This window comes from Pantoea sp. At-9b (assembly GCF_000175935.2).
Lineage (GTDB): Bacteria > Pseudomonadota > Gammaproteobacteria > Enterobacterales > Enterobacteriaceae > Pantoea.
This window is the reverse complement of the sequence record NC_014837.1, coordinates 1,860,366-1,886,727: the sequence shown is the minus strand read 5'-3', so window position 1 is coordinate 1,886,727 and position 26,362 is coordinate 1,860,366. Positions and strand designations below refer to the sequence as shown.

The window sequence follows — 26,362 nt, the reverse complement described above, 5'->3', positions numbered from 1 at the left end:
TGAAAATTGTTAATGCTTTCTGTTTTTCAACACAAATGAGGCCAACGTGTTGATGCTTCGCATATAAGATGGGTCTTGACCTTCACTGACCTGAATACCAAAAGTCTTATCCAGTAATACCAGAATTTCCGTAGCATCGACTGAATCCAGTTTAAGTCCATTGCCAAACAAGGGCGTATCATCATCAATCTGCGCTGCATTCTTCTGTATATGCAGACGCTGAATGATTTCCGTTTTAATGGTGAGCAACACCGCTTTGCGCGCTTCAATATCTTCTTGCATCATATTCATCTCTATTTACCGTAATGGATTATTTAACGTCTCGAAAGTTAATGATTACGCCCTGACTGATCAGTTTTTTACCGACATGGGCAGATACCGCATAGTGTCTGAAGCCATTACTGTCTGCGAAAGAGAGCTTACTGATGACCTCAATCGTATCTCCGGGCCATGCGATATCCTTGAATTTTAAATTCTGTGCGGCAAGCACGCCGCGAACTTGTGAACGCCGTGCTCTAATAATCGCAGCCAATTTATCATTCGTGATATTTTGGTGAATATCGCGTAATGAACGCATTTCTTGCTGATACTCATCCTGCCAGATATCGCAGACATCAGACAGAAAAGAGAAATACTCACTGGCCTGGCCGAATATTTCCGCAATAAGTACGCCTGGCATAATGGGGTCTTCAGGAAAATGCCCGGCCATATAAGGTTCGTTAAATGTCACATGCTTTATGATTTTGATGTAACCATTTTCCCCATACTTATAGTCATCAATTCTGTCGACCATAACCAACGGCTGTCGCCAGCCACCCATTTCGAGAAATACTCTGGCAGGAATCGCATATTTTGACATAAGTCACCGCATAACCAGGCCACCATCGATCACGATGGTCTGGCCAACAATATAGCTAGATGCTGAGGAGCTTAGATAAACGATCGTATTCGCCACTTCTTCACATTTACCTAACCGTCTTAATGGCACAGATGACACCACATCACGCACAACGGTACGCGGTACTTTCTTCACCATTTTTGATTCGATCATTCCTGGTGCCACCGCATTGACTCGCACCCCTCTGGGGGCCAGTTCGGCTGCCAACGTTCGCGTGAACCCGAGCAATGCCCCTTTCGAAGCACTGTAGTTGCTTTGACCAATACTGGGGATAATTGCGGCAATAGAGGCAACATTGACAATTGCCGCGCTTTCCGCGGCTCTCAATAGCATCAGCGCCTCTTTCGTCAGTACAAAGGTATTAATCAGATTGGTATCGATTACCGTAGTGAAATCATCATTGCTCATTGCAGCAAAGAGTGCGTCGCGTACAATTCCGGCATTATTCACCAGAACATCCAGTTTTTTGGCCTGAATACTCAGATACTGGCACAGCTGCGTGACCGCTTTCTTATCGGCAAGATCGCACTGGAGAATATGCAGTCGCTCACCCTGTGGATGACTCTCTTTCAGACGCTGTAAGTCAGCTGAGTTTGATTTATACAACGCATAAACCTGGCATTGCTGTTGTAAAAACCCGGCGCAAATACCCATGCCAATATCACCACTGGCACCGGTTACTAAAACATTCTTGTCAATAAGGTCGTGATATTTATACATAGTCACACTTCAATCGGATGAAATTAAGTCAAAACCGTAACTGCAATTGCATGCAGGCGACAATGCGAAATACTTAATGCTATTTTTGAAAAACCTTTTTCCGCGATAACATCCTTTAACTTTCCAGACAACTGAAAATGAGGAGCACCGTATTCATCATGAATAATTTCAACGTCGTGAAAACAGATGCCATTACGAAAGCCCAATCCCACCGCTTTAACAATCGACTCTTTCGCAGCCCAGAAACCAGATGCTCTTGCATAATCCGGCTGATCGCTACCAATCTTTGAAATTTCCGCCTCGGTGAAAACACGCGGCAAAAAAGACATTTCTGAACGAATAATAGCGTTTTTTATGCGTTCTACTTCTACGATATCCGTACCAACCGACATGGCCTCTCCCGAAAACTAGAGTTGATAAGAAATATTAAAATTAAAATTGACTTTATCAGCATTTAATTCACGTGGGTAAAGCAAGGGTTTTGACAAAGAAAGATCATAGTTCAACGCGTTAATGCTTCCTTTCAATCCCGTCACAGCCCCAATTAACTGCCGGTTCTTAATACTATCCTGTACAGCTTTATCTTTAAAAATTGCTCCGTAGTCAGTGCCAAGGTACCACTCCAGATTACTTAACCCGGTAATAACGTTGGCGGTATTCTGTGCATAGAAACCTTTATTGCCGTAAATACCGGCGCTATTCTCAAACCCGCGCACATTCCATCTGTCACCAATGCTAAACTGGTCTTGTAATGTTAAAGCATCTGGAGAATACTGTGTACCCAACCGCAATTCATAATAACTATCCACCCAGGGGATATTCAGCAATGTTGTATAGCTCATATCCAGATTCAAAACATGGCTCTGTCGGCTGACATCTCCCGACTTCATATCAGGTGTTGCTTCAGCACCCAACCACGGCATGAATCGCTGATATGAAAACGTAGTATCAAATAATGCGCCAGGTATATTTCTTTTAAAATTAGCCCCTAAGCGCAGGTTCGTCATATTGCGTTTTTGTAATGCCAGCGCTATGTCTTCTAATTTGTAGCCCACCTTCCTGCGGAGTAGCTCAGCACTCAACGCGACTTTCTTATCCTGATCACGATAGACGGTTCTTGAAGCTTTCAGGCTTAAGTTTGCACTCTTGCCTAAATAATTGAAATCGTAAGGACCAATATTAATAATTTGCCGCGACTGAGTATTACTGTAAAAAAATTCGTAATCCCAGTAACCATAAGGTATTGAGTAATAGGTACTAACACTTTTATAGCGGCCGCTTACCTGTTCAGCATTCGCTGTTCCCGACAAGTAAAAAACATCATTCATTTTTGTCAGGTTATAGAGATAACCCGCAACACCGAACAAATTTTTACCTGTCCCGGCATCACCCCAGTTGTTCACCCAGGTTCGGGCATTCCAGTTAGTTGCACGCTCCATGTTGATCACAACATTGCTGTAGCCCGCCAGACTGCCAGGTTCAATATTGATCCCGACTTTTACACCCGGTGTTTTTTGCAACACCTCTAACCCCTGCTCGATATCTCTGATATTAAGAATCTGTCCTGATTTAAACGGTCATATCCATTCTTTAACACCACTGTTATCAAGCAGAACTTTTTCAATCCTGCCCGGCACAACCGCCAACGTTAACTTTCTTGTGGTTAAATCCTGGTTGGGGATCTCAATGCGCGTCGTGATATAGCCTGAATTAATAAAATGATCCTGTAATACATTCGCAAGTTGCTCAATCCCCTTCGTCCCCAGACAGCGCCCGACAATTTTTGACTCAACCGCCTTTATCAAGGCATCATTTATAAAATTTTCTTCGATAATTAAACCATCAACTTCGACGCAGTGTTCCTCAACAGGAAAATCAATGTTATTCAGGGTTAATCGTTCAACCTTCGAATAGACATCCTTTTTTACCAACTTGTTTTCCTGTCGCGTGTTATTTTCAAGATCCTGTTGTGATTTAACAAGGCGATTTAAATCGATATCTGCCGTCGTTGATTCGCTGGCACTCAGCACGGCAAGAGCCAGTAGGGGTCTGATTGTTTTTTTCATAGCATGCTTATCGAGGATGAAGCAGCATTACAGCTGCTTCATCTCACTCAATTTCTACAACCCGACGATTTTCCCGCTATTAATTACAGTATCAGCATTCAGATCAACCCCCTGACGGCCACCCATGACTGCTGATTTACCGTCATTCTGGACTCTTTTTGCTGAAATAGTGGCGTGCCCTTCGGTAAACAAGTTTCCGGCGTTATAGACTGTATCGGTAGCGCTAACGGTTAATTTAGCACCCGCAACCATGTCCTTATAATTATAAACTGCAGTCTTCGCATAAACCTCAGCTTCATTGTCTGAATAAATAGTATTTCGGTTGTATAAAACGCCACCGGAGTTGACGCTAACCTTCTGCTTACCGGTGATCCAACCATAGTTGGTAAAGCTACCCCCCACATTGAGAGCCAGAGCGCCATCCGCAGCGATAATACCGGTGGCATTATTATCGATAATGTTTCCGCTACTGGCTAACGACAAGCTGCCAGTGTCAATCGTCAAATCCCCTTTTGAGTGGATAGTCGAATAGTTACTGCTCAGACTTTTTGCCTTAATACTGGATACGCCAGCGCCAATCAGCAAGCTTCGATCATTATACAGAGTACCGGTGATCGCCAGAGTTAAGGGCGCATTTTGCGCAATGATTCGGCTATTATTATTATTTAATGTAGTGGCGATAATTTCTACCCCACCATTACCAATCATGCCGCCTTGCTGATTTGGCATGCCGAAATACAATCCCCAAGTGTTGCCAAAATTGTTGCCATTCTGATTGGCCACTGTGCCGCCAGCATGAATGGTCAGTTTCTTTTGCGCTACGATTAATGCAGTATCGTTATTAACATCATTAACGGCTTCGATATTTACATTTTGTCCCAGCAACAAGCCAGCACTGTTATTGACATGTCGCGCACGAATATTGACATCACCATAGTCAGACGAAATGATACCGATACGGTTAGTCATATCGCCGGTCAGTTCAATGCCCACTCCAGATTGACCGACAATACTCGATTGTCCGTTTGTCAAAGACACTGCCTTGATTGATACATTCTTGGTTGTTGCGACTTTGCCGTTGAAGTTGTTGACGCCAGATGTCGCCAGTAATCCAATATCTCCGGAAGAGGCAATCTGACCGTCGCTGTTATTCAGGTTGGCAACGGCGATGTCAATACCGCCTTCACCCGCAATAATTCCCAGTGAATCAGAACTTCCGGCATCAGCAGATTTGGTACCACTGTTGGTGAGAGTTCCCTTTGATGCAGCAATTTTAACATGACCATTCGCTGCGCGAATCCGGCCACCGTTATTATTCACCGATCCCGTAGTGGACATATCCACATCGCTATAGGACTCGATAATACCGTTGTTATTTTGCACGTTCGTTGATTGAGAACCAACGTAATAGCCTTTAATTTGACCATTGTTATTATTCAGCGTGCCCGTTTGTAATGCGACCACACCTGCCTCAATCCCAACAGTGTTACCTTTCCCGGAGTTAATCAGCGCAGCATTATTGGTGTTCATCGCCAACGTTCCACTCGCAGCAACTTTACCATTGGTATTGTTAAACTCACCACTGCTGATATAAACATCTGCACCGGACATGATATTGCCCGCGCGGCTGTTGTTGATGACGTTTTTATTCGTATCAATTGAAACGGTCTGGTCGCTTACAATTTTACCGGTAACATTTTCGAGTGTACCTTTGGTTTTAACCGCGATAACACCTGTTGATTTAATCTGCGCTGCGTTATTGGTCAAACGACCATTAGCATCGATCTGAATGCCACCGTTACCGGCCGCCAACACGCCAGCGTTTCGCACGCCAATCCCGTTTTCGGTACTGATTAGATTGATTTTATTGGCGTACATACCACCAAGTTTAGCTACATCAACCCCATAACTATTTCTTGCACCACTGGCGTTAACGCTACCTGTCACCTTATTTGTCGTATCAATATAGTTGTTACCCGCAATCAGGGTAAGTTCCTGTCCCGATGCATTAATGTCTCCATTAACGACAATTGACCGCGCCAAAATGGCTGTTGGTGAATCACTGGTCAAACCATCAGTGGTGATAATGCCACCGTTGACGGAATACCCTTTCAGTTCACCATTGTTCAGATCAGCTTTACCTGTCGTCATGGTGACTTTATCCGCGTTGATAAAGCCGCAGCTGTCACAGCTGATGCCATTAGGGTTGGCGATGATCAAATGCGCCTTATCACCGGCCACCTCCATCTGGCCATTCAGACTACTTTTATTTTTTGACGTTACTTCATTCAGGATAACTTTTGCCGTACCTGATGCCAGGTTACTGTTGCCAGCGATCTGCCCCGCCAGCGCAGTATTGGCACCATTCTGGCTATTATTAAAAATCAAACCTTCTTTACCAACATTCAACTTGTCATAAATATTATGAGATATGCCATTTCCGTTAGCTCCATTAATATTTACGACCGGAACACCATTCGCCATGCTGGTAGTACCGTTTATCATACTAAGGTCAGCAGCATTGACCATCACTGGCAAAGCCAACAGTATCGATGAAGCTAAGGGGCTGACTTTTAATAAGCCATGCTTAATTTTCATTTTTACCTACTTGATAAGTGAGTATCATTGTTACGCGCAAAAAACAGTGTTCGTTAAGATATCAATATTATAATTCAACAACCAATAAAATGCCGCCGAACGCTATCGGTTCAGATTATTTTTGGATGAATTAAGAATATTACCAGCTCATATTAGTTTCTATAAAATAAAGCAATACCCTGCCATCTCATAAAACCTTGCATGTGTTATTTTTATTACTTACAAAATTATCCTGTTGCAACACTACTTTTCATCTTTTAAAAAAAAATGTCAAGCATGCAATAAGTGAAAACTTCAGGATGTAAAATAAGTGCCTGCCCCAATGAGAAATTATTCCCCTTCGCCTGCTAATTGCTAAAATTATCGTAACCAGACAACCCTTCAGATTATTACTTATATACTCAGGATAAAACTTGCCATATTAGCCTCCTTTACAGTCAGGAAAAAAGACAGACTCCCCCGCTTCGTGCGGCGTGGCATGCAGCCTTCTCGGCATAATATAAAGCATGCTTCTCACTATTTTTCGGTTTAAATAATCTTAAATTTCATCGTGCAACATCCATGATGTTTGGAAATGAACATCAAAATCTATCATTCAATCAATCACATCTAAAAAGATGCTTTTTTTTGCTGTAAATCATTAGCATTACATAAACACCGCCCCAACATTATCCTTACCACTTAATAGCGGCATCATCTTTTTAGCTTTTTGTGCCATTATCCTTTCATGATTTGTAAAGGTCGCTATCATAGCTTCGAGATAACCAGGTAATATTCTTATTTATTTCCACGAGCCGTACCTTTAATCGATTATTATCCTGCTGAAAATAAGACAAAAAGATATGCTGGTTTCATTTATAAGCCGCTGTACTTTCAGAATTTCTCTTATCCTGGGAATTCCTGATAGCGGGTAACAGCCTTGCTGTATTTTTTTCGGATTTGTATGATGCGCCACATTCAGACATCACCATGGAAATTGGACAGGGATTGTTGATTCCAATGCAAAATGAACCGTGTAAAACCAATTGGACCGATTATCAGCTGGCAACAACGCCTGCTCAGCTGTCAGACATGCAGGATCATTCCGACGTTGAATACGCTATCTGGCCCGACAGAAACTATTATTTACGGCTGGGTATCCATGCTACGCTACGTGAAAAGCAGCATAACCATCTGAAGTTTAGTTTTATCTTTGTCGACTTCTCTCACTACAACATAAAATTTTTCTCTGATGCCGACTGGATTAAAAACTTAGCCAGAAGTGGTAGCGGATTAATCTTATTATCTGATTATAGGATGGATAATCTTGCCTCTTGGTGGTGGAAGCATCACCAGCGTATCGCCACCGTTATCTATTCCAGCGATTGCCAGCAAACCATTAATAAAAAGATCAAAGATGTTCTTATTGGTCGATGGGGTAACGGGGTCAAAGCGGGCAGTCTGACCACGTCAGAGGTGGAGGTATTGAATCTTCTGGTGCGGGAATACACCCTGACGGAAATCGCGGATTCTCTGCAACTGGATAAAAAAAAGCTTTATAACATCCGCTTCTCTTTACAAAAAAAACTTAACGGTGAGATTAACACCCTGTTCTTGTTTTAAGTAACGCCGCCCCAGCTGCGGGGCGGTGTTTTATTTTTCGCGATTCTGCAACTCAAGAATATTTTTCTCCAGTCGGGCAATCAGGGTCACCATCTGGTTGACCTCTTCCAGGCTGATGCCGTTGAGAATGTCATCTCGGGTGGCATCGATCACGTTCTCAACCTGTTCGATGATCGGCTCTGCCTGACGGGTCAGCTTGATACGTTTCGCACGACGGTCGTTGGCACAGGTAGAACGGGTGATAAGCCCCTTCTCTTCCAGTTGATCAAGTGTACGCACCAGCGAGGGTTGCTCAATACCAATGGCTTTCGCCAGCTGTATCTGCGACTGCTCTGGCGGGAGTTGATGAATATTGTGCAACGTCACCCAATGTGTTTGCGTCAACTCAAGCGGTTTCAGACGCTGGTCGATCAAGGCACGCCAGATGCGCACCAGGCGAGACAGATCCGTTCCGAGTGTCGTATCCATTTCATCTCCTTATAATTAGCTTGCTAGCTATCAAGCCAGATTTTACACTATTCTGCGAGTTTACAGGACAAAATACAAATCCCAGGCCAGCTGACACACGCACTCATCTACGCTTCATTAAGAGAGAATCTGGGTTTACTAAGGATGATAACACGTGTCTGTTTTCCCCCTGACCGCTAATGCGCCACTCACTGACCTGGTTTTTGGCGCTTCCTTGTTCTTCCCACCGCTGTTCAAAGCGGTGTTGCTGGGTTTCTTTTTCTGGCTGCTGATTCATCCCTTGCTACGTGGCTGGATGTACTCCGGTGATATCTGGCATCCCACCTTAATGGATCTTTCCTTGTTTGTGCTGTGCGTTACCGCCGCACTTTGGTTATTGAGCCTCGGATAAATCACCATGAAATTCAATCCCTTTAAATATTTTTCTACCCTGATTGTGTTTGCGCTGGCGTTGCTGGCGGGTTGGTGGATGTGGAATTACTACATGCAATCGCCGTGGACGCGCGACGGTAAAGTCCGTGCCGAGCTGGTCGACATCACCCCACAAGTCTCCGGGCGTATCGTGTCGTTGGTGGTGCGTGATAATCAATTTGTGCATAAAGGGGATACCTTGTTGACGCTCGATCCGGTGCCGTGGCAAATCGCGCTGGATAATGCTGAGGCGCAGTTGGCAAAAGCACAGTCAGATCAGGAAAAGGCCCAGCATGAGTTGAGCCGTCGTAGCAACCTGCCACGTAACGTGATTTCAGCGGAGGATCTCGATGCTGCGCATCTGACAGCCAATGCCGCGGCAGCCACCACCAAAGCTGCTCAGGCGACCCTCGATCAGGCGCGCTGGAATCTGGAGCAAACGCAAATCAGCGCTCCCACCGATGGTTGGGTGAGCAATCTGACGCTGCGACCGGGCAATTACGCCACGGCGGGCACCCCGCTGTTCTCACTGGTGGATAGCCATTCCTGGTATGTGATGGGATATTTCGAAGAGACCAAACTGCGCCATATCCAGCCAGGCGCGACCGCCAACATCGTGCTTTACAGCAACGGCCAGCGTTTGCAAGGCAAAGTTGAAAGCATCGGACGCGCCATCTACGACCAGAGTGTCGACAGTGACAGTGGCCTGGTACCGGATATTAAACCGAATGTTCCCTGGGTGCGGCTGGCGCAACGTGTGCCGGTGCGTATTCGTCTTGACGCCATTCCGGATGGCGTCCCGCTGGTGGCGGGCACAACCTGCACGATCTCGATTGAGCGCTGAGGCCGGGCATGAATTTACAGTGGCTGGCATGGCAAAATCTCCCCTGGATCAAAGCCAGCAGCGGCGAATGGCGTTATGCGTTACGCAATGCCATCGCCATGTGTCTGGCGTTAACGGTGGCATATGCCCTGCAACTGGATCAGCCCTACTGGGCCATGACCTCTGCCGCAGTAGTCAGCTTTCCCACGGTCGGTGGTGCTATCAGTAAAAGCCTGGGGCGCATTGTTGGCAGCTTACTCGGTGCCACTGCTGCGTTACTGATTGCCGGCCATACGCTAAATGAGCCGTGGCTGTTTGCTTTTTTTATGGCGGGTTGGCTGGCGCTCTGTACCTGGATTGCCAACCACTACCAGAACAATGTGGCCTATGCCTTTTCGCTGGCCGGGTATACCGCCGCCATCATCGCCTTCAGCAGCGTCAATATCACCGATATCAGTGATCTCTGGACGATTACCCAAGCACGCGTTTGTGAAGTGATTTCCGGGATTTTATGTGCCGGGTTGATGATGATGGTGCTGCCCAGTACCTCAGATGGTCACGCGTTGATGCGATCGCTGCGCCAGATGCACGCCCGACTGCTGGAACACGCGGTGCTGTTGATGCAGCAAGGCAGTACCGACAATGTTCGCAGCGCACATGAGACGGTGATCAGCCAGATCCTGACCATGAACCTGCTGCGCATCCAGGCGTTCTGGAGCCACTACCGCTTTCGTCGGCAAAATAACGTCCTCAACTATGTACTGCATCAGCAATTGCGCCTCACCAGTGTGCTCTCCAGCCTGCGCCGGATGCTGCTGAACTGGCCTGAAGCGCCGCAGTCACTGTTTGATGCCATCCAAAAACTGCTGCACGAATTAGCGCAGCCTGAGTGTGATAAATACCAGTTGGCGTTGATTCTGCGCGGTATCACTCCCGCCGCCGCTGGTGATTATCGCCAACGTGCCTTTGTCCAGCGCCTGCGCTACTTTTGTTGGGTCTACCTGAACGTGCAACGCTGGATCAGGTTGATTGAACGTGCGGATGCAGATACACAATTCCAGCCGCCGCGCGTGCCGTCGCTGGCGCGCGAAAGCGATAACGCCGAGGCCGGATGGAGTGCACTGCGGACGTTCAGCGTGATTATGCTGGGCTGTGCATTCTGGATCGCCACGCAATGGGATTCTGGTGCGGCGGCACTGACACTGACGGCAATTGCCTGTGTCCTCTATTCTTCAGCCCCCTCGCCAACCGGCAGTATCTCTCTGTTGCTGAAAACCCTGCTGTGGCTATCGTTGTTTAGCTTTGTGCTGCAATTCGGCCTGATGGTGCAAATTAGCGCGTTGTGGCAGTTTTTGTTGGTGTTGTTCCCCCTGCTTACCACGTTACAACTGTTCAAATTGCAACAGAAAACCCGTGCCGGTATGTGGGGGCAATTTATCGTGTTCATGGGATCGTTTATCGCGGTCAGCAATCCCCCGGACTGGGATTACCAGAGTTTCCTCAACGATAATCTGGCAAAGGTGTGTGGTGTGATGCTCGCCTGGCTGGCGTTTCAGGTACTGCGTCCCAGTTCCGATGCCAGACGTAGCCGTCGCCATATCCGCGCCTTACGCCACGCCTTTCTCGATCAGTTACGTCGTCATCCACGCCTGAGCGAAAGCCGTTTTGAGTCGCAGATTTATCATCATATCAGCCAATTGAGTAATAGCCGTGATGAGCAGGCGCGAGTGTGGTTGTTGCGCTGGGGCGTGGTGTTGCTCAACTGCTCGCATCTGGTCTGGCAATTGCGCGAATGGCAGCCTGCCTCTCCAACACTGGCAACGATGCGCGACAGCAGCCTGCAAGATTTGCAGCGCATTATGAGTGTTCGTGGGGTGCGTCATATGCCATTGCAGGCCACGCTGGATGAACTGGAAGCGATGATTGCGCAATTGCCAGTGACGCAGGATAGTGAGGCCAATACCCTGGCGGGTATTCTCTGGCGACTGCGCTGCTCGCTGGCACAGTTAAAACAGGCGGTGCCAGGATAATTACTGGCAATATTGCTGTAGCTGGCGATTAAAGTCATCCTGCAACTGTTGCAGCGTTTTCCGTCCTTCAAAACGGGTTTTATCCTGCTCCGACATCGGCTCAATCACCAACGCTTTCTCCTCGGGTGAGTAGATAAAACGTCGCGTCAGCTCCGTGCCGGTAAAACTTTTGCCCTCAATGCCCCCACACACCATGGTTAAGGTATGGTGAAAGGTCTCAGCATGGGTGAAATCAGTCTCGGTCGCGCTACGTAACACGTTCTGGCACCCTTTTGCTTCCAGCTTTTGCAGGGTGTGTTGTGTCAGCCATTCACGTCCACGGGCAATGCCTTCACAACTGGCACGCAGCGGATTGCGGTCAATCTCCCTTTGCAGCTGCCGACTGGCATCGAGCCGCAATTGCGTATCATTGGGTTGATCACAACCGACCAGCAACGCACATAACAACATGATCCCACACGTTTTCATTCCTGCCCCTGAGCTGTTTTTCCCTGCAAGTATCATAGGCGGGAAAAAACCATGGGAACAGCGCAAAAATCAAAGAAGAAACGTCTGGTTACGCAAATCAAGGCGGCATCGGGGTTGCCGCCTCGCGGTTAAATTACGCCACAGGCAAAACGGGCACCGCCGCCCCCCAGCGGCTGAGGGTGATCGGCGTGATTATCGCCCCCCATATGCACCATTAGCGCCTTGCCTTTGATTTCACTCAGGGATTTGATGCGTGGCGCCAATACCGGATAGTCGGCCTTGCCCTCGTCGGTGACAAACAGCGCGGGCAAATCGCCAAGATGACCGTTGGCATAAGGCCCAAGATGCTTACCGGTGTTCGCCGGATCAAGATGTCCACCCGCCGCGCCCGCCGCAACCATTTTGCCACCCGATTCGCCCGGTTCGCAGCTCCCTTTCGCATGAACATGGAAACCATGAATACCCGGCGGCAGACCGCTTAATTCGGGGGTAAATTGCAGTCCCCAGGGTGTTTCACTGATGGTCACCTTACCAATAGCCGCACCAATGCCTTGCTCAGTAACCTTATGCAGCGTCACCTGTTCCGATGCCGCTTGCGCAACACCGCTACAAAACAGCGCCAGAACGGCGATCAGGATTCTATTCATAACGCCTCCTTATGGTTAGCTTCCCTGTAAGTCTGGACGTATTTTGTCCCGCTCGCCGTAATTTGACGCTTTTTTACGCATCAGGGTACATCGTAACCCAATGCCGCCTTGCGAATGCGGAACCACTGCTGGCGATCCAGGGCGAGTTGGCAACCGGCGACGGCATCACTGACACGGGCTGTTTTGCCGGAGCCAATGATTGGCAGCGGACGGCTTGGCAGCTTCATGACCCAGGCATAAACCACCTGTTCAATATTGCTGGCACCGATTTCTTGCTGCACCTGATGGAGTTCATCGCGCAGCGGCTGGTAATGCGGGTCATTAAAAATGCGGCCACCTCCCAGACACGACCAGGCCATCGGGCGCATACGCAATTGCTGGCATTGATCCAATGTACCGTCCAGCAAGGTGGACTGCTCCAGCGGCGAGATCTCTAACTGGTTAGTTGCCAAGGTAAAAGGCAGACGAGATTGCAACAAGGTAAATTGTGCCGGTGTGAAATTGGATACGCCAAAGTGACGCACTTTGCCGCTTTGATGTAAGGCAAGGAAAGCCTCCGCCACTTCATCCGCATCCATCAGGGGATCGGGACGGTGAATCAACAGCAGGTCAAGATAGTCCGTAGCGAAGTGGCGTAACGAATTTTCGGCACTGTGCAAAATATGTCGGGCTTCGGTGATGTAATGACCGATACGGTGTTCCGGTTTCGCACGCGTGGCAATGCCACACTTGGTGACGATTTGCAGTTTTTCGCGTAAGCCCGGCACCAATTTCAGTGCCTCACCAAACGCCGCTTCACAGCGGTAATCACCATAGATATCGGCGTGGTCTACGGTGGTGATGCCGAGCGACAGGTGGTGCTCAATAAATTGTGCACACTGTGCCGGGGTCATCCCCCATTCCATCAGACGCCAGTAACCCATAATCAGCGGCGAGAACGAGGGACCCTGTGGGGCAATTTGTTGCGGTTGTAGCATCAAAACTCTCCCTTAAACACAATTCCGAATGATGAATCGGCAGTATAACGGAAAGTCAGCGGCAGGGACGGTCAGAACAGTGAAGGTTGTTGCGGTTCGTCAGGTTGTTCACTCTTTTGACTACGCTGGATACGTAACCAACGCTGGCGACACAGGCGCAACACATCACGTTTTTGTGCATCACTGTATTGCATCCAGTTAAAGCGTTCTTCCCGGCTGCGCAGGCAACCACGGCAATAGCCACGCGCATCGCTCTGGCAAATACCGCGACAGGGACTGGGTACGGGGAAAAACTCAAGTTGCTCGGCCACTTCAACTCCGACGTCATTGGTTTGCAGCATATTGATAACAGCTTAGTGGCATTGTGCAAGGAGTAAACGCTGCTGGTCTACTTTTCACACAATAAATCCGTCAGCCCCTACAGGGGTTACGCCTGCTTACCAAACAGGTCACACCGCCGGTCCGCGCATTTAGGTTTCGTTAAGGTTTTCCTCATATTTTGTCTCTACTCTGGCGCCATTCCGTTCCATGATTGAGTTTCCATGAAATTCCCGAATAAGTTACAGTGTCACACTGGTTGGTTTAATTTTAGTGCCGCCCTGTTCTTTGCCATCGTTTTAAACGGCCTGTTTTTATTTCGTGCCTGGCAAATTATTACCTACGATCGCCTGCATGATTATCTGTTTGCCGCCAGTATTCCGGTGGTCCTGATTTCAGCGTTCTACTTGATTTTTAGTCTGATCGCCTGGCCATTTATCCGCAAACCGCTATTGATTGTGCTGGTACTGGCCAGTGCCGCTGCCAACTACTTTATGCACAGTTTTGGTACCGTCATCGACACCAACATGATCGAGAACGTGTTCGAATCGAATGCCCAGGAAGCGGGTGCCCTGATCAGCCGTACCTGGGCAATCTGGATGCTGCTGATGGGGATTCTGCCGGTGGCTATCATCAGCAGCGTCCGCATCCGCCATGGGCAACGTTGGTGGTGGAGCCTGCTGCAACGCCTGGCAGGTGCACTTGGCGCGCTGCTGGTGATTTTGTTGATGGCGGTGCTGTTTTATAAAGACTATGCCTCGCTGGTGCGCAACAACAAAGGCCTGGTAAAAATGATTACCCCGGCAAATATCGTCAGCGGTACCGGCCACTATGTCGATCAACGTTGGTTACAAGGCAGTCAGCAACTGGTCAAAATTGGTCAGGATGCACGTAAAGGTCCGTTAATCGCGGCTGAGCAGAAGAAAACCCTGGTGGTACTGGTGGTGGGTGAAACCGGCCGTGCAGAGGACTTCTCACTGGGTGGCTATAACCGCGACACCAACCCGCAACTGCAACAGCAGCAAGTGATCTATTATCCGCAAGCCAGTTCCTGTGGCACCGAGACCGCCGTCTCCGTACCTTGTATGTTCTCCAACATGCCACGTGAGCATTACGACGCTAATCTGGCGCATCATCAGGAAGGCTTGCTCGATGTCTTGTCACATGCCGGGGTGAGCGTGCTGTGGCGTGAAAATGATGGAGGCTGTAAAGGTGCCTGTGACCGGGTGCCGCACACCGACATGACCCTGTGGAATCTGACGCAATATTGCCACGATGGCTTTTGTCTCGACGATGTGCTGCTGCATAACCTCGATAATTATATCGGCAGCCTGCATAACGACGGCATCATCGTACTCCATCAGATGGGCAGCCATGGTCCGGCTTATTATCAGCGCTATCCGTCTGAATTCAGACGTTTCACCCCGACCTGTGATAGCAATCAGATTCAGGATTGTGACCATCAGGCGCTGGTCAATACCTATGATAATTCACTGCTCTACACGGATGATATGCTGAGCCGTACTATCGACAAACTGAAAGGATTGAGCGACCGTTTCAACGTAGCGATGGTTTATCTCTCCGATCACGGTGAGTCGCTGGGTGAACACGGCATGTATCTGCACGGCGCGCCATATATGTTTGCCCCTTCACAGCAAACGCATATTCCGTTGCTGATGTGGATGTCGCCGGGTTACGCCTCCGCGTATCACATTAATCAGAGCTGTTTACGCCAGCAAGCGGCGGAAACTCCGGTATCACAGGACAACCTGTTCCATACCCTGTTGGGCATGTTCAACATCCAGACTGGCGAGTATCAACCTCAGCTGGATATGATCAGATCGTGCCAGACGCTCAGTTAAGCATTGCATTAGACTGACTGGTCTACTAACCTGCTGCTCATGAACAAGACTCAGCAACGCAACGAAACCCGAGAACATCTGCTCGCTACCGGCGAGCAGTTGTGCCTGCAACGCGGTTTCACAGGCATGGGCCTCAGCGAGATGTTGACGCTGGCCGAAGTCCCTAAAGGCTCGTTTTATCACTATTTCCGCTCGAAGGAAGCCTTTGGTGTCGCCCTGCTGGAGCGTTATTTTGTCCATCATTTGCAGATGATTGAGCACCAGCTTGATCAGCCGCAAATGACTGCGCGCGAACGGTTTCTCCAGCACTTCCGCAGCGCGGAGAAGGTGTTTATCGAACAGGGCCATATTATGGGTTGCCTGGGGGTAAAGCTCTCCGCTGAAGTCTGCGATCTGTCGGAACCGATGCGCGATGCGCTGCAACTGGGCGCGAATGCGGTTATCAGTGCCTACGCCCGCTGTCTGAAAGACGTGGCCGCAGAACAACCGTTGCCTTATGGTCAAACGCCGCAGCAACTGGCGCAGCGCTGTTATTTGTTATGGCTGGGTGCCAGCCTGCAAAGCAAAATTTCACGAGAGCCAGGGCCAATCAGTCTGGCACTTGAAACCATTGAACAGTGGCTGAATAGCCACTGATTTTAAAAACCGCAGTTTCTAGACGACCGGTCTAATACAGGAGTCAACATGGCGAGTAAACAGCTGTTCTCCCCACTGAAAGTGGGTGCGATTACCGTACCTAACCGCGTTTTTATGGCACCGCTGACGCGTCTGCGTAGCATTGAGCCAGGCGATATCCCGACACCGCTGATGGCGGAGTATTATCAGCAGCGCGCCAGCGCCGGGTTGATCATTACCGAAGCCACGCAAATTTCTTTCCAGGCGAAAGGCTATGCAGGTGCACCGGGGTTGCATACCCAGCAACAAATTGCCGCGTGGAAAGCAATTAACGAAGCCATTCATGGTGCGGGTGGACATAGCGCGGTTCAGCTGTGGCATACCGGCCGTATCTCGCATAACAGCGTGCAGCCCAATGGCCTGCCGCCCGTCGCGCCTTCAGCGCTGGCTGCGGGTACGCGCACCTCACTGCGCCATGCCGATGGCAGCGTCTATCGTGAAGATACCTCACTGCCGCGTGCACTGAGCATTGCTGAAATTCAGCAGATTGTGGCGGATTTTGGCCAGGCAGCCGCCAACGCACGTGAAGCGGATTTTGATCTGCTGGAGCTGCACTCTGCACACGGTTATTTGATGCACCAATTCCTCGCACCGGGATCAAACCAGCGTACCGATGAATACGGCGGCTCGATTGCCAAACGTGGTCGTTTCGCGCTGGAAGTGGTCGACGCAGCCATTGCCAACTGGTCAGCAGACCGTATTGGTATCCGTATTTCACCGATTGGTGCCTTCCAGAACCTGGAAAATGGCCCGGATGAAGAAGCCGCCGCGCTGTGGTACATCTCTGAACTGGGTAAACGTAAACTCGCTTATCTGCACCTGTCAGAACCAGACTGGGCAGGCGGTCAGCCTTACAGCGATGCATTCCGTGAGAAAGTGCGCGCCCTGTTCCCCGGCGTGATCATCGGTGCCGGTGCCTATAGCGTAGAAAAAGCGGATGACCTGATTCAGCGTGGCCTGATCGATGCCGTGGCCTTTGGCCGCGATTTTATCGCCAACCCGGATCTGGTGGCGCGTCTGCAACAAGATGCGCCGCTTAACCCACAACGCCCGGAAAGCTTCTACGGCGGTGGTGCGGAAGGCTATACCGATTACCCGACCCTGTAAAATCTCCCCCACTGCCGCGCCAATGTGCGGCAGTGCTGTTTTTTCGTAGCGTTAACTCGCTATACTTAGCCTTTGTGCTTTTTAAAAGAGGATGTTATGCGTTTACTTCACACTATGTTACGCGTTGGCGATTTACAGCGTTCCATCGACTTTTATACCCGTGTGCTGGGCATGCGTCTGCTGCGTCAAAGCGAAAACACGGAATACAAATACACGCTGGCTTTTGTCGGTTACACCGAAGAGAGCGAAGGTGCAGTGATCGAGCTGACCTACAACTGGGGCGTGGAGAGTTATGATCTTGGCAACGCCTATGGCCATATCGCGCTGGGTGTGGATGATGTTGCTGCCACCTGTGATCGCATCCGCCATGCCGGTGGTAAAGTGACGCGTGAAGCCGGTCCGGTAAAAGGCGGCACCACGGTGATTGCGTTTGTTGAAGATCCCGATGGCTACAAAATTGAGCTGATCGAGAACAAACATGCCGGACACGGCATCGGCAACTAACGTTGTTTGCCCGGTCAGCCTGGACTTTTACAGGCTGGCCCTCCTCTGCTGCTGCACCCTCCCGCGATTTTTGCCATAATGCGCGCTGCCCTTTTATTGCTATGAGATCCTGATGTCTGAATCGAACGCCTTAAACGCTCTCCATCAACGCTTTCGCGGCTTTTATCCCGTGGTGATCGACGTCGAAACGGCCGGTTTTAATGCCAAAACCGACGCCCTGTTAGAAATCGCGGCCACCACCTTGAAGATGGATGATGACGGCTGGCTGCACTGCGATGAAACGCTGCATTTCCACGTTGAACCTTTTGAAGGCGCGATTCTTAACCCGGAAGCACTGGCGTTTACCGGGATTGATCCCAGCAACCCGCTGCGTGGCGCGGTGAGCGAGTATGATGCATTGCATGCCATTTTTAAGATGGTGCGCAAAGGGATGAAAGACAGCCATTGCAACCGTGCGATTATCGTGGCGCACAATGCGACCTTCGATCATAACTTCCTGATGGCCGCAGCAGAACGTGTGGGTCTGAAGCGCAATCCGTTCCATCCGTTCGCTACTTTCGATACCGCCGCATTGAGTGGGCTGGTGTTAGGTCAGACAGTGTTGGCAAAAGCCTGTAAGGCGGCAGGGATGGATTTTGATAGCACTCAAGCGCATTCTGCCCTGTACGATACCGAACAAACCGCCATTCTGTTCTGCGAACTGGTGAACCGCTGGAAGCGTCTGGGAGGCTGGCCACTGGCGTACAGCGACGACCTGTCGGAAGAAGACGCCGCCGAGTGACCAAAAGAAAGGCCGACAATTGTCGGCCTTCGCTTTTATTCTGCTTCTTTATACTTCTCAGCAGTTTCTTTAATCAGCGGCTGAAGTTCACCACGCTGGAACATCTCTACAATGATGTCGCAACCACCGACCAGCTCGCCATCAACCCACAGCTGCGGGAAAGTCGGCCAGTTGGCGAATTTTGGTAACTCAGCACGGATGTCCGGGTTTTGCAGGATGTCGACATACGCGAAGCGCTCACCACAGGCAGACAGAGCCTGTACCGCTTGTGCAGAGAAACCGCAGCTTGGCAGTTTCGGCGAACCTTTCATGTACAGCAGGATCGGGTTTTCTGCGATCTGGCGCTGGATTTTCTCAACAGTACTCATTATTGCCTTCCTTAATTCCTCACTTCGTGTTTGTTTATTGTAGCGACTTCACCCCCGCACTGAAAACGGGATTTTGCGGTCCGGGCACATCAATCGCCATGTTTGTTAAGTTCCAGTGCCATAAATAACATTTTCATATCATGAATAAGCATGAACCGATTAATAATTAGCAATATTTCTGCTGGGTTAACCAGCTGAAATCGCTCATTTTTGCCCCATATCAACTCTGCTAACAGATTAATGGAAAAATGCCTTACCTTTTGGAAAAAAACTGGATTAGAATCATCTCGGCGCTGATCATTGATCAGATTTTTCTAACATAGCCGCAGGCTGTTTTCTTCAGACTGCTTAACCTGTAACCGGACTATGCGTTTACTCATTACGCTTTTTATGCTGGCTTTCGCCCAACTGTTTTTTAATGTGGCTTCTGCGTCACCGCATGCGCCCATCAATGCCAGTTTGCATAACGCAGAGAAGAAAAGTGCGCGTGAAGATGAGCGTCGCAAACGACGTCCGGTAAAAACCAGCACGAAGAAATCCCGTCTTGCCACCAGTGTTCAGAAGCTAAAACTGAAAAAACAGCCGAAAACGGAAACGGCGCTGCACAAAACCACCCGCAGCAAAAAATCTCTGCTGAAGTCACCGTCTAAAAAATATGGCCACCAGCGCACCGCCAAAAGAGCGGAGAAGCAGGATGATGGCGGCGATCTGACCACCATCAAGATGAGCAACTCCCACCGTCAGCGCTATCAGAAAGCCCGTGAAACCGCCATGAACAAACTGATGGGGCAGATTGGCAAGCCTTATCAATGGGGTGGCACCTCACCGCATACCGGTTTCGATTGCAGTGGCCTGGTGTGGTACGCCTACAAGGATCTGGTCAAATACAAATTCCCCCGCACCGCCAACGAAATGTACCATCTGCGCGATGCGGCACCGATTAAGCGCGATATGCTGGAGAAAGGCGATTTGGTGTTCTTCCGCATCAATCATCGCGGCACCGCTGATCATGTGGGTGTTTATCTCGGCAATGGCAAATTTATCCAGTCACCGCGTACCGGTAAAGACATTCAGATCAGTGCGTTGGGTGAGGACTACTGGTTGAAACATTATGTTGGCGCTCGCCGGATGATGACGCCCAAAACCATCCGCTAACCCGCCGCCCGCGAGCAGAAAAAGCCGGACTGATTTTTCAGATCCGGCTTTTTTTATTAATGAAGGATCGCGGTGAAGCTGAACACGATAATCATTAACAGCGCGCCCACAGTGGTAAACAGCGCCAGTTTCAGGTCGGTACTCATCACAACTCCTTAGTCACATTAATTGAAGGGTTATCGTAATTTTGTCACAGCCCCCGGCAAAAATCTCGTCTTATCCGCGCCAGCTTGCTAGAATCGCCGCCTTTCGTTGCGCAACAGATTTTGCGCACGCTGTGTTTGCGGCAAGTTAAAGTGTTATTGACTGAGTGTTAAGGTCTTTTTCTTCGCCATTTGCCCCGAAAATCGGGGCGTAAAACCATTAGCAGACGCAAACGTTTAACAATATACTTATCAGTTAGTTGCGATAAGCCCGGGAGTACCATTTTCATGGCAACAATTAAAGATGTGGCGAAACGCGCCGGTGTCTCCACCACCACGGTTTCGCATGTCATCAACAAGACGCGTTTTGTCGCGGAAGAGACGCGTAACGCCGTATGGGAAGCGATCAAAGAGCTGCATTACTCGCCCAGCGCCGTGGCGCGCAGCCTGAAAGTCAACCACACCAAAACGCTGGGACTGCTGGCGACCTCCAGCGAAGCCCCCTATTTCGCCGAGATTATCGAAGCAGTGGAGAACCATTGTTTCGACCGTGGCTACACGCTGATCCTTGGCAACGCGCATAACGATCTGCAAAAACAGCGCGCTTATCTGTCGATGATGGCGCAGAAACGCGTCGATGGCCTGCTGGTCATGTGTTCTGAGTACCCTGATGACCTGCTGACCATGCTGGAAGAGAACCGCAACATCCCGATGGTGGTGATGGACTGGGGCGCATCGCGCGGCGACTTCACTGATACGGTGCAGGATAATGCCTTCCAGGGCGGCTATCTTGCGGGTCGTTATCTGATCGAACGTGGTCATCGCGACATTGGTGCCATCCCCGGGCAAATGGAACGTAACACCGGCGGTGGCCGCCATGCGGGTTTCATGCAAGCGCTGAATGAAGCGGGTATCAACGTTCGGCCGGATTGGATCGTGCAGGGCGACTTCGAACCGGAGTCCGGTTATCAGGCGATGCAGCAGATCCTCAATCAGAAGCAACGTCCGACTGCCGTGTTCTGCGGCGGCGATATCATGGCGATGGGCGCGATTTGCGCTGCGGATGAGATGGGTCTGCGCGTGCCGCAGGATATTTCCGTGATCGGCTATGACAATGTGCGCAACGCGCGTTATTTCACTCCGGCGCTGACGACCGTGCACCAGCCTAAAGCTCAACTGGGTGAAAAAGCCCTGGAGATGTTGCTGGATCGCATCACCAGTAAGCGTGAAGAACCCCAGACCATTGAGGTTCAGCCCACGCTGATTGAACGCCGTTCCGTCGCTGACGGCCCGTTCCGCGATTATCGTCGCTAAGCCTCCGTTTCGCTCAGCCATTCCTGGTTGAGCGTTTCGGCATCACCGAGATAGCTCAGCAACCAGCCTAATGCCGGTGAGTTGCGTTGTTCCGACCAACTGACACAACACGGGCTATCCGGGAATGGCGTGGGTAACGCTAATTCGGTCAGTGCACCGCTATCCAGCAACGGTCGGGCTAAATGGCCCGGCACCATGCCGACGCAGAGTCCGGCAAGCAGGCAGTCAAGGCCGGTTTCCCATTCCGGCACCACCAGCCGACGCTGATTATCCAGCGTCCATGTCATACGTCGCGGCAACGCCCGCGAGGTGTCTTCCAACACCAGCGAAGGCCAGGCGCGCAGCGTTTCGTCGTCCAGCCGTGCGCTTTGCGCCAGCGGATGTTCGGGGCTAACCACACAGCGCCAGTTCAAGGCCCCCATATCCTGAAACGAGAAACGTCCACCGACCGGGATCGCTTGGGTCGCACCAATTGCCACATCAACCCGCCCGTCCGCCAGCGCATCCCAGACGCCATTGAACACCTCATAGCTGATAATCAGCTCCATGTCGGGAAAGTGACGGTAGAAATCCCTGACCAGTTGCCGGGTACGCTGCGGCTTCACAATACAATCTACCGCGATACTGAGCTGCCCACGCCAGCCGTTCGCCAGTTGCTGACACTGTCGCCGCGTCGCCAGCATTTTTTTGATAACACTGCGCCCCTCACGGACAAAATGCTCCCCTGCCGCCGTCAATACCACTTCCCGATGCTGACGTTCAAACAGCGGCACGGCCAGCCAGGTTTCGAGCTGACGTACCGTATAGCTGATGGCAGAAGGCACCCGATGCAGCTCCTGCGCCGCTGCACTGAAACTGCCGGTGCGCGCCACCGCATCTACCACTTCAAGCGCGTATTCAGACCACATTTTTCTGCCTGCAAATTTTTTGATAGCAACGCGCAAATATTAGCGTTTCACAAAGCCCGGCGCACGCTTTTACACTCCTCCGCGTTCAACCTGTCTAAAGAGAATTACCAATGTTGTCATCAAAAGGATTTCTGCCTTACCTTGCTTTACTCAGCATGCTGGGCTTTCTTGCTACGGATATGTACCTGCCGGCATTCGGTGCGATGCAGCAGGATTTTGCCACCGCACCGGGTACCATCAGTGCCAGCCTGAGCCTGTTCCTTGGTGGGTTTGCCTGTGCACAGGTGTTCTGGGGACCGCTGTCTGACCGCTTCGGTCGTAAACCGATTCTGCTGGCGGGATTAGTGATCTTTGCCCTTGGCTGTCTCGGCATGTTGTGGGTGACTGACGTTCGTTTGATGCTGGCGCTGCGTTTTGTGCAGGCAGTCGGCGTCTGCGCGGCGGCCGTGAGCTGGCAGGCGTTGGTGGTCGATCGTTATCCCCAAACTCAGGCCAACAAAGTTTTTGCCACCATTATGCCGCTGGTTGCCTTGTCACCGGCGCTCGCCCCGTTACTCGGAGCCTGGCTGATGGGGCATTTTCACTGGCGCAGCATCTTCCTGCTGCTGACCATCGTCACCCTGGTCTTGCTGATCGGCACTCTGCGCCTGACCAATCCCGTGCGCACACCAACCGCCCAGACCTCCCAGCCAGGCTGGCTGGCGCTGCTGGCGTCACGCACCTATAGCGGCAACGTGCTGATTTACTCCGCCTGTTCCGCCAGCTTTTTCGCCTGGCTGACCGGTTCTCCCTTCATCCTCGCCGATGCAGGGTTGTCTCCGGCGGATATTGGTCTGAGCTACGTGCCGCAGACCATCGCCTTTCTGATCGGCGGGTTCGGCTGCCGTGCACTGCTCAATCGTTTTCAGGGGAAACAACTGCTGCCGTGGTTGCTGGTGATCTACAGCCTGAGTATCTTCGGCCTGTTTGCGGTGGCGCAATTTTCCGCGCCGGCGCTGTGGGCATTGCTGTTGCCGTTCTGCGGCATGGCGCTGGCAAACGGCGCAATCTATCCGATTGTGGTCGCCAGTGCCCTGCTGCCCTTCCCTCAGGCGACCGGCAAGGCCGCTTCGTTGCAAAATCTGCTGCAACTTGGATTGTGCTTTGTAGCCAGTCTGGTGGTGTCTGCTGGATTGCAGCAAGCGCTGCATAGCACCAGCCTGGTGATGCTTGCCACCGTTGCACTCGCCTGGGCCGGTTTCGGCTGGCAACGAACCGCAAACGCACAAAGTGATGTTGCTCACAACTCCTTAGCCTGCGAAGATAATCACTGAGGCAACGACTTTAGTTAGCAACCTAACGATAAGTCGTTGAACATTGACCCACGGAAGCATATACTGCGTGGGTCAGCATTTCTGTAACAAATCAATAACATAATTGTATTAATATTAAGCGACTCTGTCGCTGGGATGGCGTCTGCACGATATTCTCCCGCGGTGTTGTGCCAGACATTTCTATTCAGATTCATACCTCTGTAAAACGTCGGATATCTGGCGCACGGATTTTCCGTGAGTTCTCTCACAAGCCTGGAGAAATTGACTATTCTTTTCTCAGGTTGAAATCGGAAAGGTGATGGAGAAGCTATGAGTTCATCGTGTATAGAAGAAGTGAGCCTTGAAGAAAACCACTGGTTTCGTATCGCCCATGAATTATTGGAACGGGCTGATATTGCCATTAATGGCACTCGCCCCTGGGATATTCAGGTTAAGCATCCGGATTTTTTTAAACGGGTCCTGCAAGAAGGTTCACTGGGCCTGGGTGAAAGCTATATGGATGGTTGGTGGGACTGTGAAAGCCTCGACATGTTTTTCCACCGCGTACTGAAGCATCATCTGGATCAGCAATTACCTCATCATTTTAAAGACACGTTGCGTATCGCAGCCGCGCGTCTGACCAATTTACAATCGAAAAAACGCGCCTGGATTGTCGGTAAAGAGCATTACGACCTTGGCAACGATCTGTTCTCTCTCATGCTCGATCCTTTCATGCAGTACTCCTGTGGTTACTGGAAAGAGGCAGAGACGCTGGAACAGGCGCAGCAAGCCAAACTCGATATGATTTGCCGCAAGCTGCAACTGGAACCCGGCATGACACTGCTGGACATCGGTTGTGGTTGGGGTGGTCTGGCGGAGTTTGCCGCACGCAATTATGGCGTGAAGGTACATGGCGTCACCATTTCGGCAGAACAACAGAAGATGGCACAGCAACGGTGCGCCGGTCTCGACGTCACCATTCTGTTGCAGGATTATCGCGATCTGAATCTGCAAGTTGACCGTATCGTCTCGGTCGGCATGTTCGAACATGTGGGTCCGAAAAATTACGCGACCTATTTTGAGGTGGCCGATCGTAATTTGAAGCCGGACGGTATTTTCCTGCTGCATACCATTGGGGCGATTAAAACCGATATGAATGTTGATCCCTGGATCGACAAATATATCTTCCCGAATGGTTGCTTGCCCTCCGTTCGCCAGATTGCCAATGCCAGCGAATCACATTTTGTGATGGAAGACTGGCACAATTTCGGCGCGGATTATGACACCACGTTGATGGCCTGGCATAGCCGTTTTCTCGATGCCTGGCCGCAGCTGGCAGAAAAATACGGTGACCGTTTCAAACGCATGTTCAGCTACTATCTCAATGCCTGCGCCGGTGCATTCCGCGCACGTGATATTCAGCTGTGGCAGGTGGTATTCAGCCGCGGTGCGGAAGGTGGCCTGCGCGTTGCGCGTTAGCTTCCCGTTTGTAGCGGCGTGATTTATCACGCGCTTTTAACACAGCGCGATAAATCGCGCCGCTACGATTACCAGGTTATTCGCTCTCGTCGGACGGGTGCTGGGCCAGCGCTGCTGCTTCGCGTTGTGCCAGTACGCGCTCGACAGTTTCCACAATCGCCTGCGTGTGCGGGTCAATCTCGATATTCACCTTATGACCCAGTTTCTTCGCCCCCAATGTGGTGCGCTCCAGCGTTTCCGGGATCAGGTGCACACAGAATTTACTCTTGGTCACATCGCCAACCGTCAGGCTGATACCATCAATGCCGACAAAGCCTTTATGCAGAATATATTTGATCTGCGCTGGGTCCTGTAATTTAAACCACACTTCCCGGTTGTTTTCTGACTGGATAATTTTGCAGATTTCCGCCGTGGTCATAATATGACCGGACATTAAATGACCGCCAATTTCGTCGCTGAATTTTGCGGCACGCTCAATATTCACCACATTACCAACCTGCAATTCACCCAGGTTGGTAATCCGTAACGTTTCTTTGATTAAATCAAAGCTGACCAGGTCACCCTCAATCGCCGTCACCGTCAGGCAGCAGCCGTTATTTGCCACCGATGCACCCAGCGCCAGTCCCGGCAGTAACTCTTCAGGCAGCTTCACCACATGGGTACGAAACAACTCTTTTTCTTCGATAGCAACAATCTCTGCTGTGCCTTGCACAATTCCAGTAAACATAATCTCAGCCTCTGCGAAGTT

29 protein-coding genes and 1 pseudogene are annotated in these 26,362 nt (G+C 50.4%); 13 read left to right on the top strand and 17 right to left on the bottom strand.

Annotation, left to right across the window (positions count from 1 at the left end):
• Positions 1–9: 9 nt before the first annotated feature.
• The 8 genes and pseudogenes from PAT9B_RS08655 to PAT9B_RS08630 all read right to left on the bottom strand — a co-directional run bounded on the left by PAT9B_RS08655 (position 10) and on the right by PAT9B_RS08630 (position 6,282).
• Positions 10–291, bottom strand: a complete 282-nt coding sequence (locus tag PAT9B_RS08655) for an acyl carrier protein (protein WP_041525774.1) — start codon at positions 289–291, stop codon at positions 10–12.
• 19 nt (positions 292–310) lie between these two features.
• Complete coding sequence (locus PAT9B_RS08650) at positions 311–859, bottom strand: 3-hydroxyacyl-ACP dehydratase FabZ family protein (RefSeq protein ID WP_013508874.1); 549 nt, start codon at positions 857–859, stop codon at positions 311–313.
• A gap of 3 nt (positions 860–862) precedes the next feature.
• A complete protein-coding gene (locus PAT9B_RS08645; RefSeq protein ID WP_013508873.1) occupies positions 863–1,618 on the bottom strand; it encodes an SDR family NAD(P)-dependent oxidoreductase in 756 nt (251 codons plus the stop codon).
• Positions 1,619–1,641: 23 nt separating this feature from the next.
• Entirely contained in the window at positions 1,642–2,010 is a 369-nt protein-coding gene (acpS, locus tag PAT9B_RS08640; protein WP_013508872.1) for a holo-ACP synthase, read from the bottom strand.
• A gap of 15 nt (positions 2,011–2,025) precedes the next feature.
• Positions 2,026–3,087: a ShlB/FhaC/HecB family hemolysin secretion/activation protein gene (locus tag PAT9B_RS08635; protein ID WP_304413509.1), complete on the bottom strand. Its 1,062-nt coding sequence runs from the start codon at positions 3,085–3,087 to the stop codon at positions 2,026–2,028.
• Between the two features lie 18 nt (positions 3,088–3,105).
• A pseudogene (locus PAT9B_RS31435) lies at positions 3,106–3,183 on the bottom strand (POTRA domain-containing protein); the annotation flags it as partial.
• A 12-nt stretch (positions 3,184–3,195) separates the two neighbouring features.
• Positions 3,196–3,684, bottom strand: coding sequence for a POTRA domain-containing protein (locus PAT9B_RS31095; protein ID WP_223300466.1), 489 nt, complete (start codon positions 3,682–3,684; stop codon positions 3,196–3,198).
• A 54-nt stretch (positions 3,685–3,738) separates the two neighbouring features.
• Positions 3,739–6,282: a filamentous hemagglutinin N-terminal domain-containing protein gene (locus tag PAT9B_RS08630; protein ID WP_013508870.1), complete on the bottom strand. Its 2,544-nt coding sequence runs from the start codon at positions 6,280–6,282 to the stop codon at positions 3,739–3,741.
• 969 nt (positions 6,283–7,251) lie between these two features.
• On the opposite strand from PAT9B_RS08630, the gene PAT9B_RS08625 reads away from it, so the two are divergent.
• Positions 7,252–7,884, top strand: coding sequence for a response regulator transcription factor (locus PAT9B_RS08625; RefSeq protein ID WP_013508869.1), 633 nt, complete (start codon positions 7,252–7,254; stop codon positions 7,882–7,884).
• A gap of 30 nt (positions 7,885–7,914) precedes the next feature.
• Here the strand turns inward: PAT9B_RS08625 and slyA are convergent, their stop codons facing one another.
• Positions 7,915–8,352 (bottom strand): transcriptional regulator SlyA, encoded by a 438-nt coding sequence (gene slyA, locus PAT9B_RS08620; protein WP_013508868.1) that lies wholly within the window; start codon positions 8,350–8,352, stop codon positions 7,915–7,917.
• A gap of 154 nt (positions 8,353–8,506) precedes the next feature.
• Here slyA and PAT9B_RS08615 point away from each other — a divergent pair, with 154 nt between their 5' ends.
• From PAT9B_RS08615 to PAT9B_RS08605, 3 genes are read left to right on the top strand one after another with little or no spacing between them, the layout of a single operon-like run.
• Positions 8,507–8,743, top strand: coding sequence for a DUF1656 domain-containing protein (locus PAT9B_RS08615; protein WP_013508867.1), 237 nt, complete (start codon positions 8,507–8,509; stop codon positions 8,741–8,743).
• Positions 8,744–8,749: 6 nt separating this feature from the next.
• Entirely contained in the window at positions 8,750–9,607 is an 858-nt protein-coding gene (locus PAT9B_RS08610) for an HlyD family secretion protein (protein ID WP_013508866.1), read from the top strand.
• A gap of 8 nt (positions 9,608–9,615) precedes the next feature.
• Positions 9,616–11,616, top strand: coding sequence for an FUSC family protein (locus PAT9B_RS08605; RefSeq protein WP_013508865.1), 2,001 nt, complete (start codon positions 9,616–9,618; stop codon positions 11,614–11,616).
• Here the strand turns inward: PAT9B_RS08605 and PAT9B_RS08600 are convergent, their stop codons facing one another.
• The 4 genes from PAT9B_RS08600 to PAT9B_RS08585 form a co-directional block, all read right to left on the bottom strand.
• Entirely contained in the window at positions 11,617–12,084 is a 468-nt protein-coding gene (locus tag PAT9B_RS08600) for a hypothetical protein (protein WP_013508864.1), read from the bottom strand.
• Positions 12,085–12,212: 128 nt separating this feature from the next.
• Positions 12,213–12,731, bottom strand: coding sequence for a superoxide dismutase family protein (sodC, locus tag PAT9B_RS08595; RefSeq protein WP_013508863.1), 519 nt, complete (start codon positions 12,729–12,731; stop codon positions 12,213–12,215).
• Positions 12,732–12,811: 80 nt separating this feature from the next.
• Positions 12,812–13,708, bottom strand: coding sequence for an aldo/keto reductase family oxidoreductase (locus PAT9B_RS08590; RefSeq protein WP_013508862.1), 897 nt, complete (start codon positions 13,706–13,708; stop codon positions 12,812–12,814).
• 71 nt (positions 13,709–13,779) lie between these two features.
• Entirely contained in the window at positions 13,780–14,049 is a 270-nt protein-coding gene (locus PAT9B_RS08585; protein WP_013508861.1) for a DUF1289 domain-containing protein, read from the bottom strand.
• A gap of 201 nt (positions 14,050–14,250) precedes the next feature.
• Here PAT9B_RS08585 and eptA point away from each other — a divergent pair, with 201 nt between their 5' ends.
• The 5 genes from eptA (at position 14,251) to rnt (ending at position 18,955) form a co-directional block, all read left to right on the top strand.
• Entirely contained in the window at positions 14,251–15,888 is a 1,638-nt protein-coding gene (eptA, locus tag PAT9B_RS08580) for a phosphoethanolamine transferase EptA (protein ID WP_013508860.1), read from the top strand.
• A 39-nt stretch (positions 15,889–15,927) separates the two neighbouring features.
• Positions 15,928–16,524, top strand: coding sequence for a TetR/AcrR family transcriptional regulator (locus tag PAT9B_RS08575; RefSeq protein WP_013508859.1), 597 nt, complete (start codon positions 15,928–15,930; stop codon positions 16,522–16,524).
• Positions 16,525–16,572: 48 nt separating this feature from the next.
• The gene (locus PAT9B_RS08570) at positions 16,573–17,670 is read left to right on the top strand and encodes an alkene reductase (protein ID WP_013508858.1); all 1,098 of its coding nucleotides are present in this window, start codon (positions 16,573–16,575) and stop codon (positions 17,668–17,670) included.
• Between the two features lie 96 nt (positions 17,671–17,766).
• Positions 17,767–18,174 carry a lactoylglutathione lyase gene (gloA, locus tag PAT9B_RS08565; protein WP_013508857.1) on the top strand — a complete coding sequence of 136 codons (408 nt, stop codon included), beginning with the start codon at positions 17,767–17,769 and terminating at the stop codon, positions 18,172–18,174.
• A gap of 112 nt (positions 18,175–18,286) precedes the next feature.
• Positions 18,287–18,955 (top strand): ribonuclease T, encoded by a 669-nt coding sequence (gene rnt, locus PAT9B_RS08560; RefSeq protein ID WP_013508856.1) that lies wholly within the window; start codon positions 18,287–18,289, stop codon positions 18,953–18,955.
• A gap of 35 nt (positions 18,956–18,990) precedes the next feature.
• On the opposite strand, the gene PAT9B_RS08555 is transcribed toward rnt, so the two are convergent.
• Positions 18,991–19,326 carry a Grx4 family monothiol glutaredoxin gene (locus PAT9B_RS08555; protein ID WP_190274660.1) on the bottom strand — a complete coding sequence of 112 codons (336 nt, stop codon included), beginning with the start codon at positions 19,324–19,326 and terminating at the stop codon, positions 18,991–18,993.
• A gap of 363 nt (positions 19,327–19,689) precedes the next feature.
• On the opposite strand from PAT9B_RS08555, the gene PAT9B_RS08550 reads away from it, so the two are divergent.
• Positions 19,690–20,478 (top strand): C40 family peptidase, encoded by a 789-nt coding sequence (locus PAT9B_RS08550; RefSeq protein ID WP_013508854.1) that lies wholly within the window; start codon positions 19,690–19,692, stop codon positions 20,476–20,478.
• Positions 20,479–20,534: 56 nt separating this feature from the next.
• On the opposite strand, the gene PAT9B_RS30570 is transcribed toward PAT9B_RS08550, so the two are convergent.
• Positions 20,535–20,624, bottom strand: coding sequence for a YnhF family membrane protein (locus PAT9B_RS30570; RefSeq protein ID WP_150105780.1), 90 nt, complete (start codon positions 20,622–20,624; stop codon positions 20,535–20,537).
• A 285-nt stretch (positions 20,625–20,909) separates the two neighbouring features.
• Between PAT9B_RS30570 and purR the strand changes: the two genes are divergently transcribed.
• Positions 20,910–21,935, top strand: coding sequence for an HTH-type transcriptional repressor PurR (gene purR / locus PAT9B_RS08545; RefSeq protein WP_013508853.1), 1,026 nt, complete (start codon positions 20,910–20,912; stop codon positions 21,933–21,935).
• On the opposite strand, the gene punR is transcribed toward purR, so the two are convergent.
• Entirely contained in the window at positions 21,932–22,843 is a 912-nt protein-coding gene (punR, locus tag PAT9B_RS08540; protein ID WP_013508852.1) for a DNA-binding transcriptional activator PunR, read from the bottom strand. The two genes, purR and punR, sit on opposite strands and share 4 nt — an antisense overlap.
• A 110-nt stretch (positions 22,844–22,953) precedes the next feature.
• On the opposite strand from punR, the gene punC reads away from it, so the two are divergent.
• Positions 22,954–24,156 carry a purine nucleoside transporter PunC gene (punC, locus tag PAT9B_RS08535; protein WP_013508851.1) on the top strand — a complete coding sequence of 401 codons (1,203 nt, stop codon included), beginning with the start codon at positions 22,954–22,956 and terminating at the stop codon, positions 24,154–24,156.
• Between the two features lie 309 nt (positions 24,157–24,465).
• Complete coding sequence (gene cfa / locus PAT9B_RS08530; protein WP_013508850.1) at positions 24,466–25,614, top strand: cyclopropane fatty acyl phospholipid synthase; 1,149 nt, start codon at positions 24,466–24,468, stop codon at positions 25,612–25,614.
• A gap of 76 nt (positions 25,615–25,690) precedes the next feature.
• Here the strand turns inward: cfa and PAT9B_RS08525 are convergent, their stop codons facing one another.
• Positions 25,691–26,341, bottom strand: coding sequence for a riboflavin synthase (locus tag PAT9B_RS08525; protein ID WP_013508849.1), 651 nt, complete (start codon positions 26,339–26,341; stop codon positions 25,691–25,693).
• Positions 26,342–26,362: the final 21 nt, after the last annotated feature.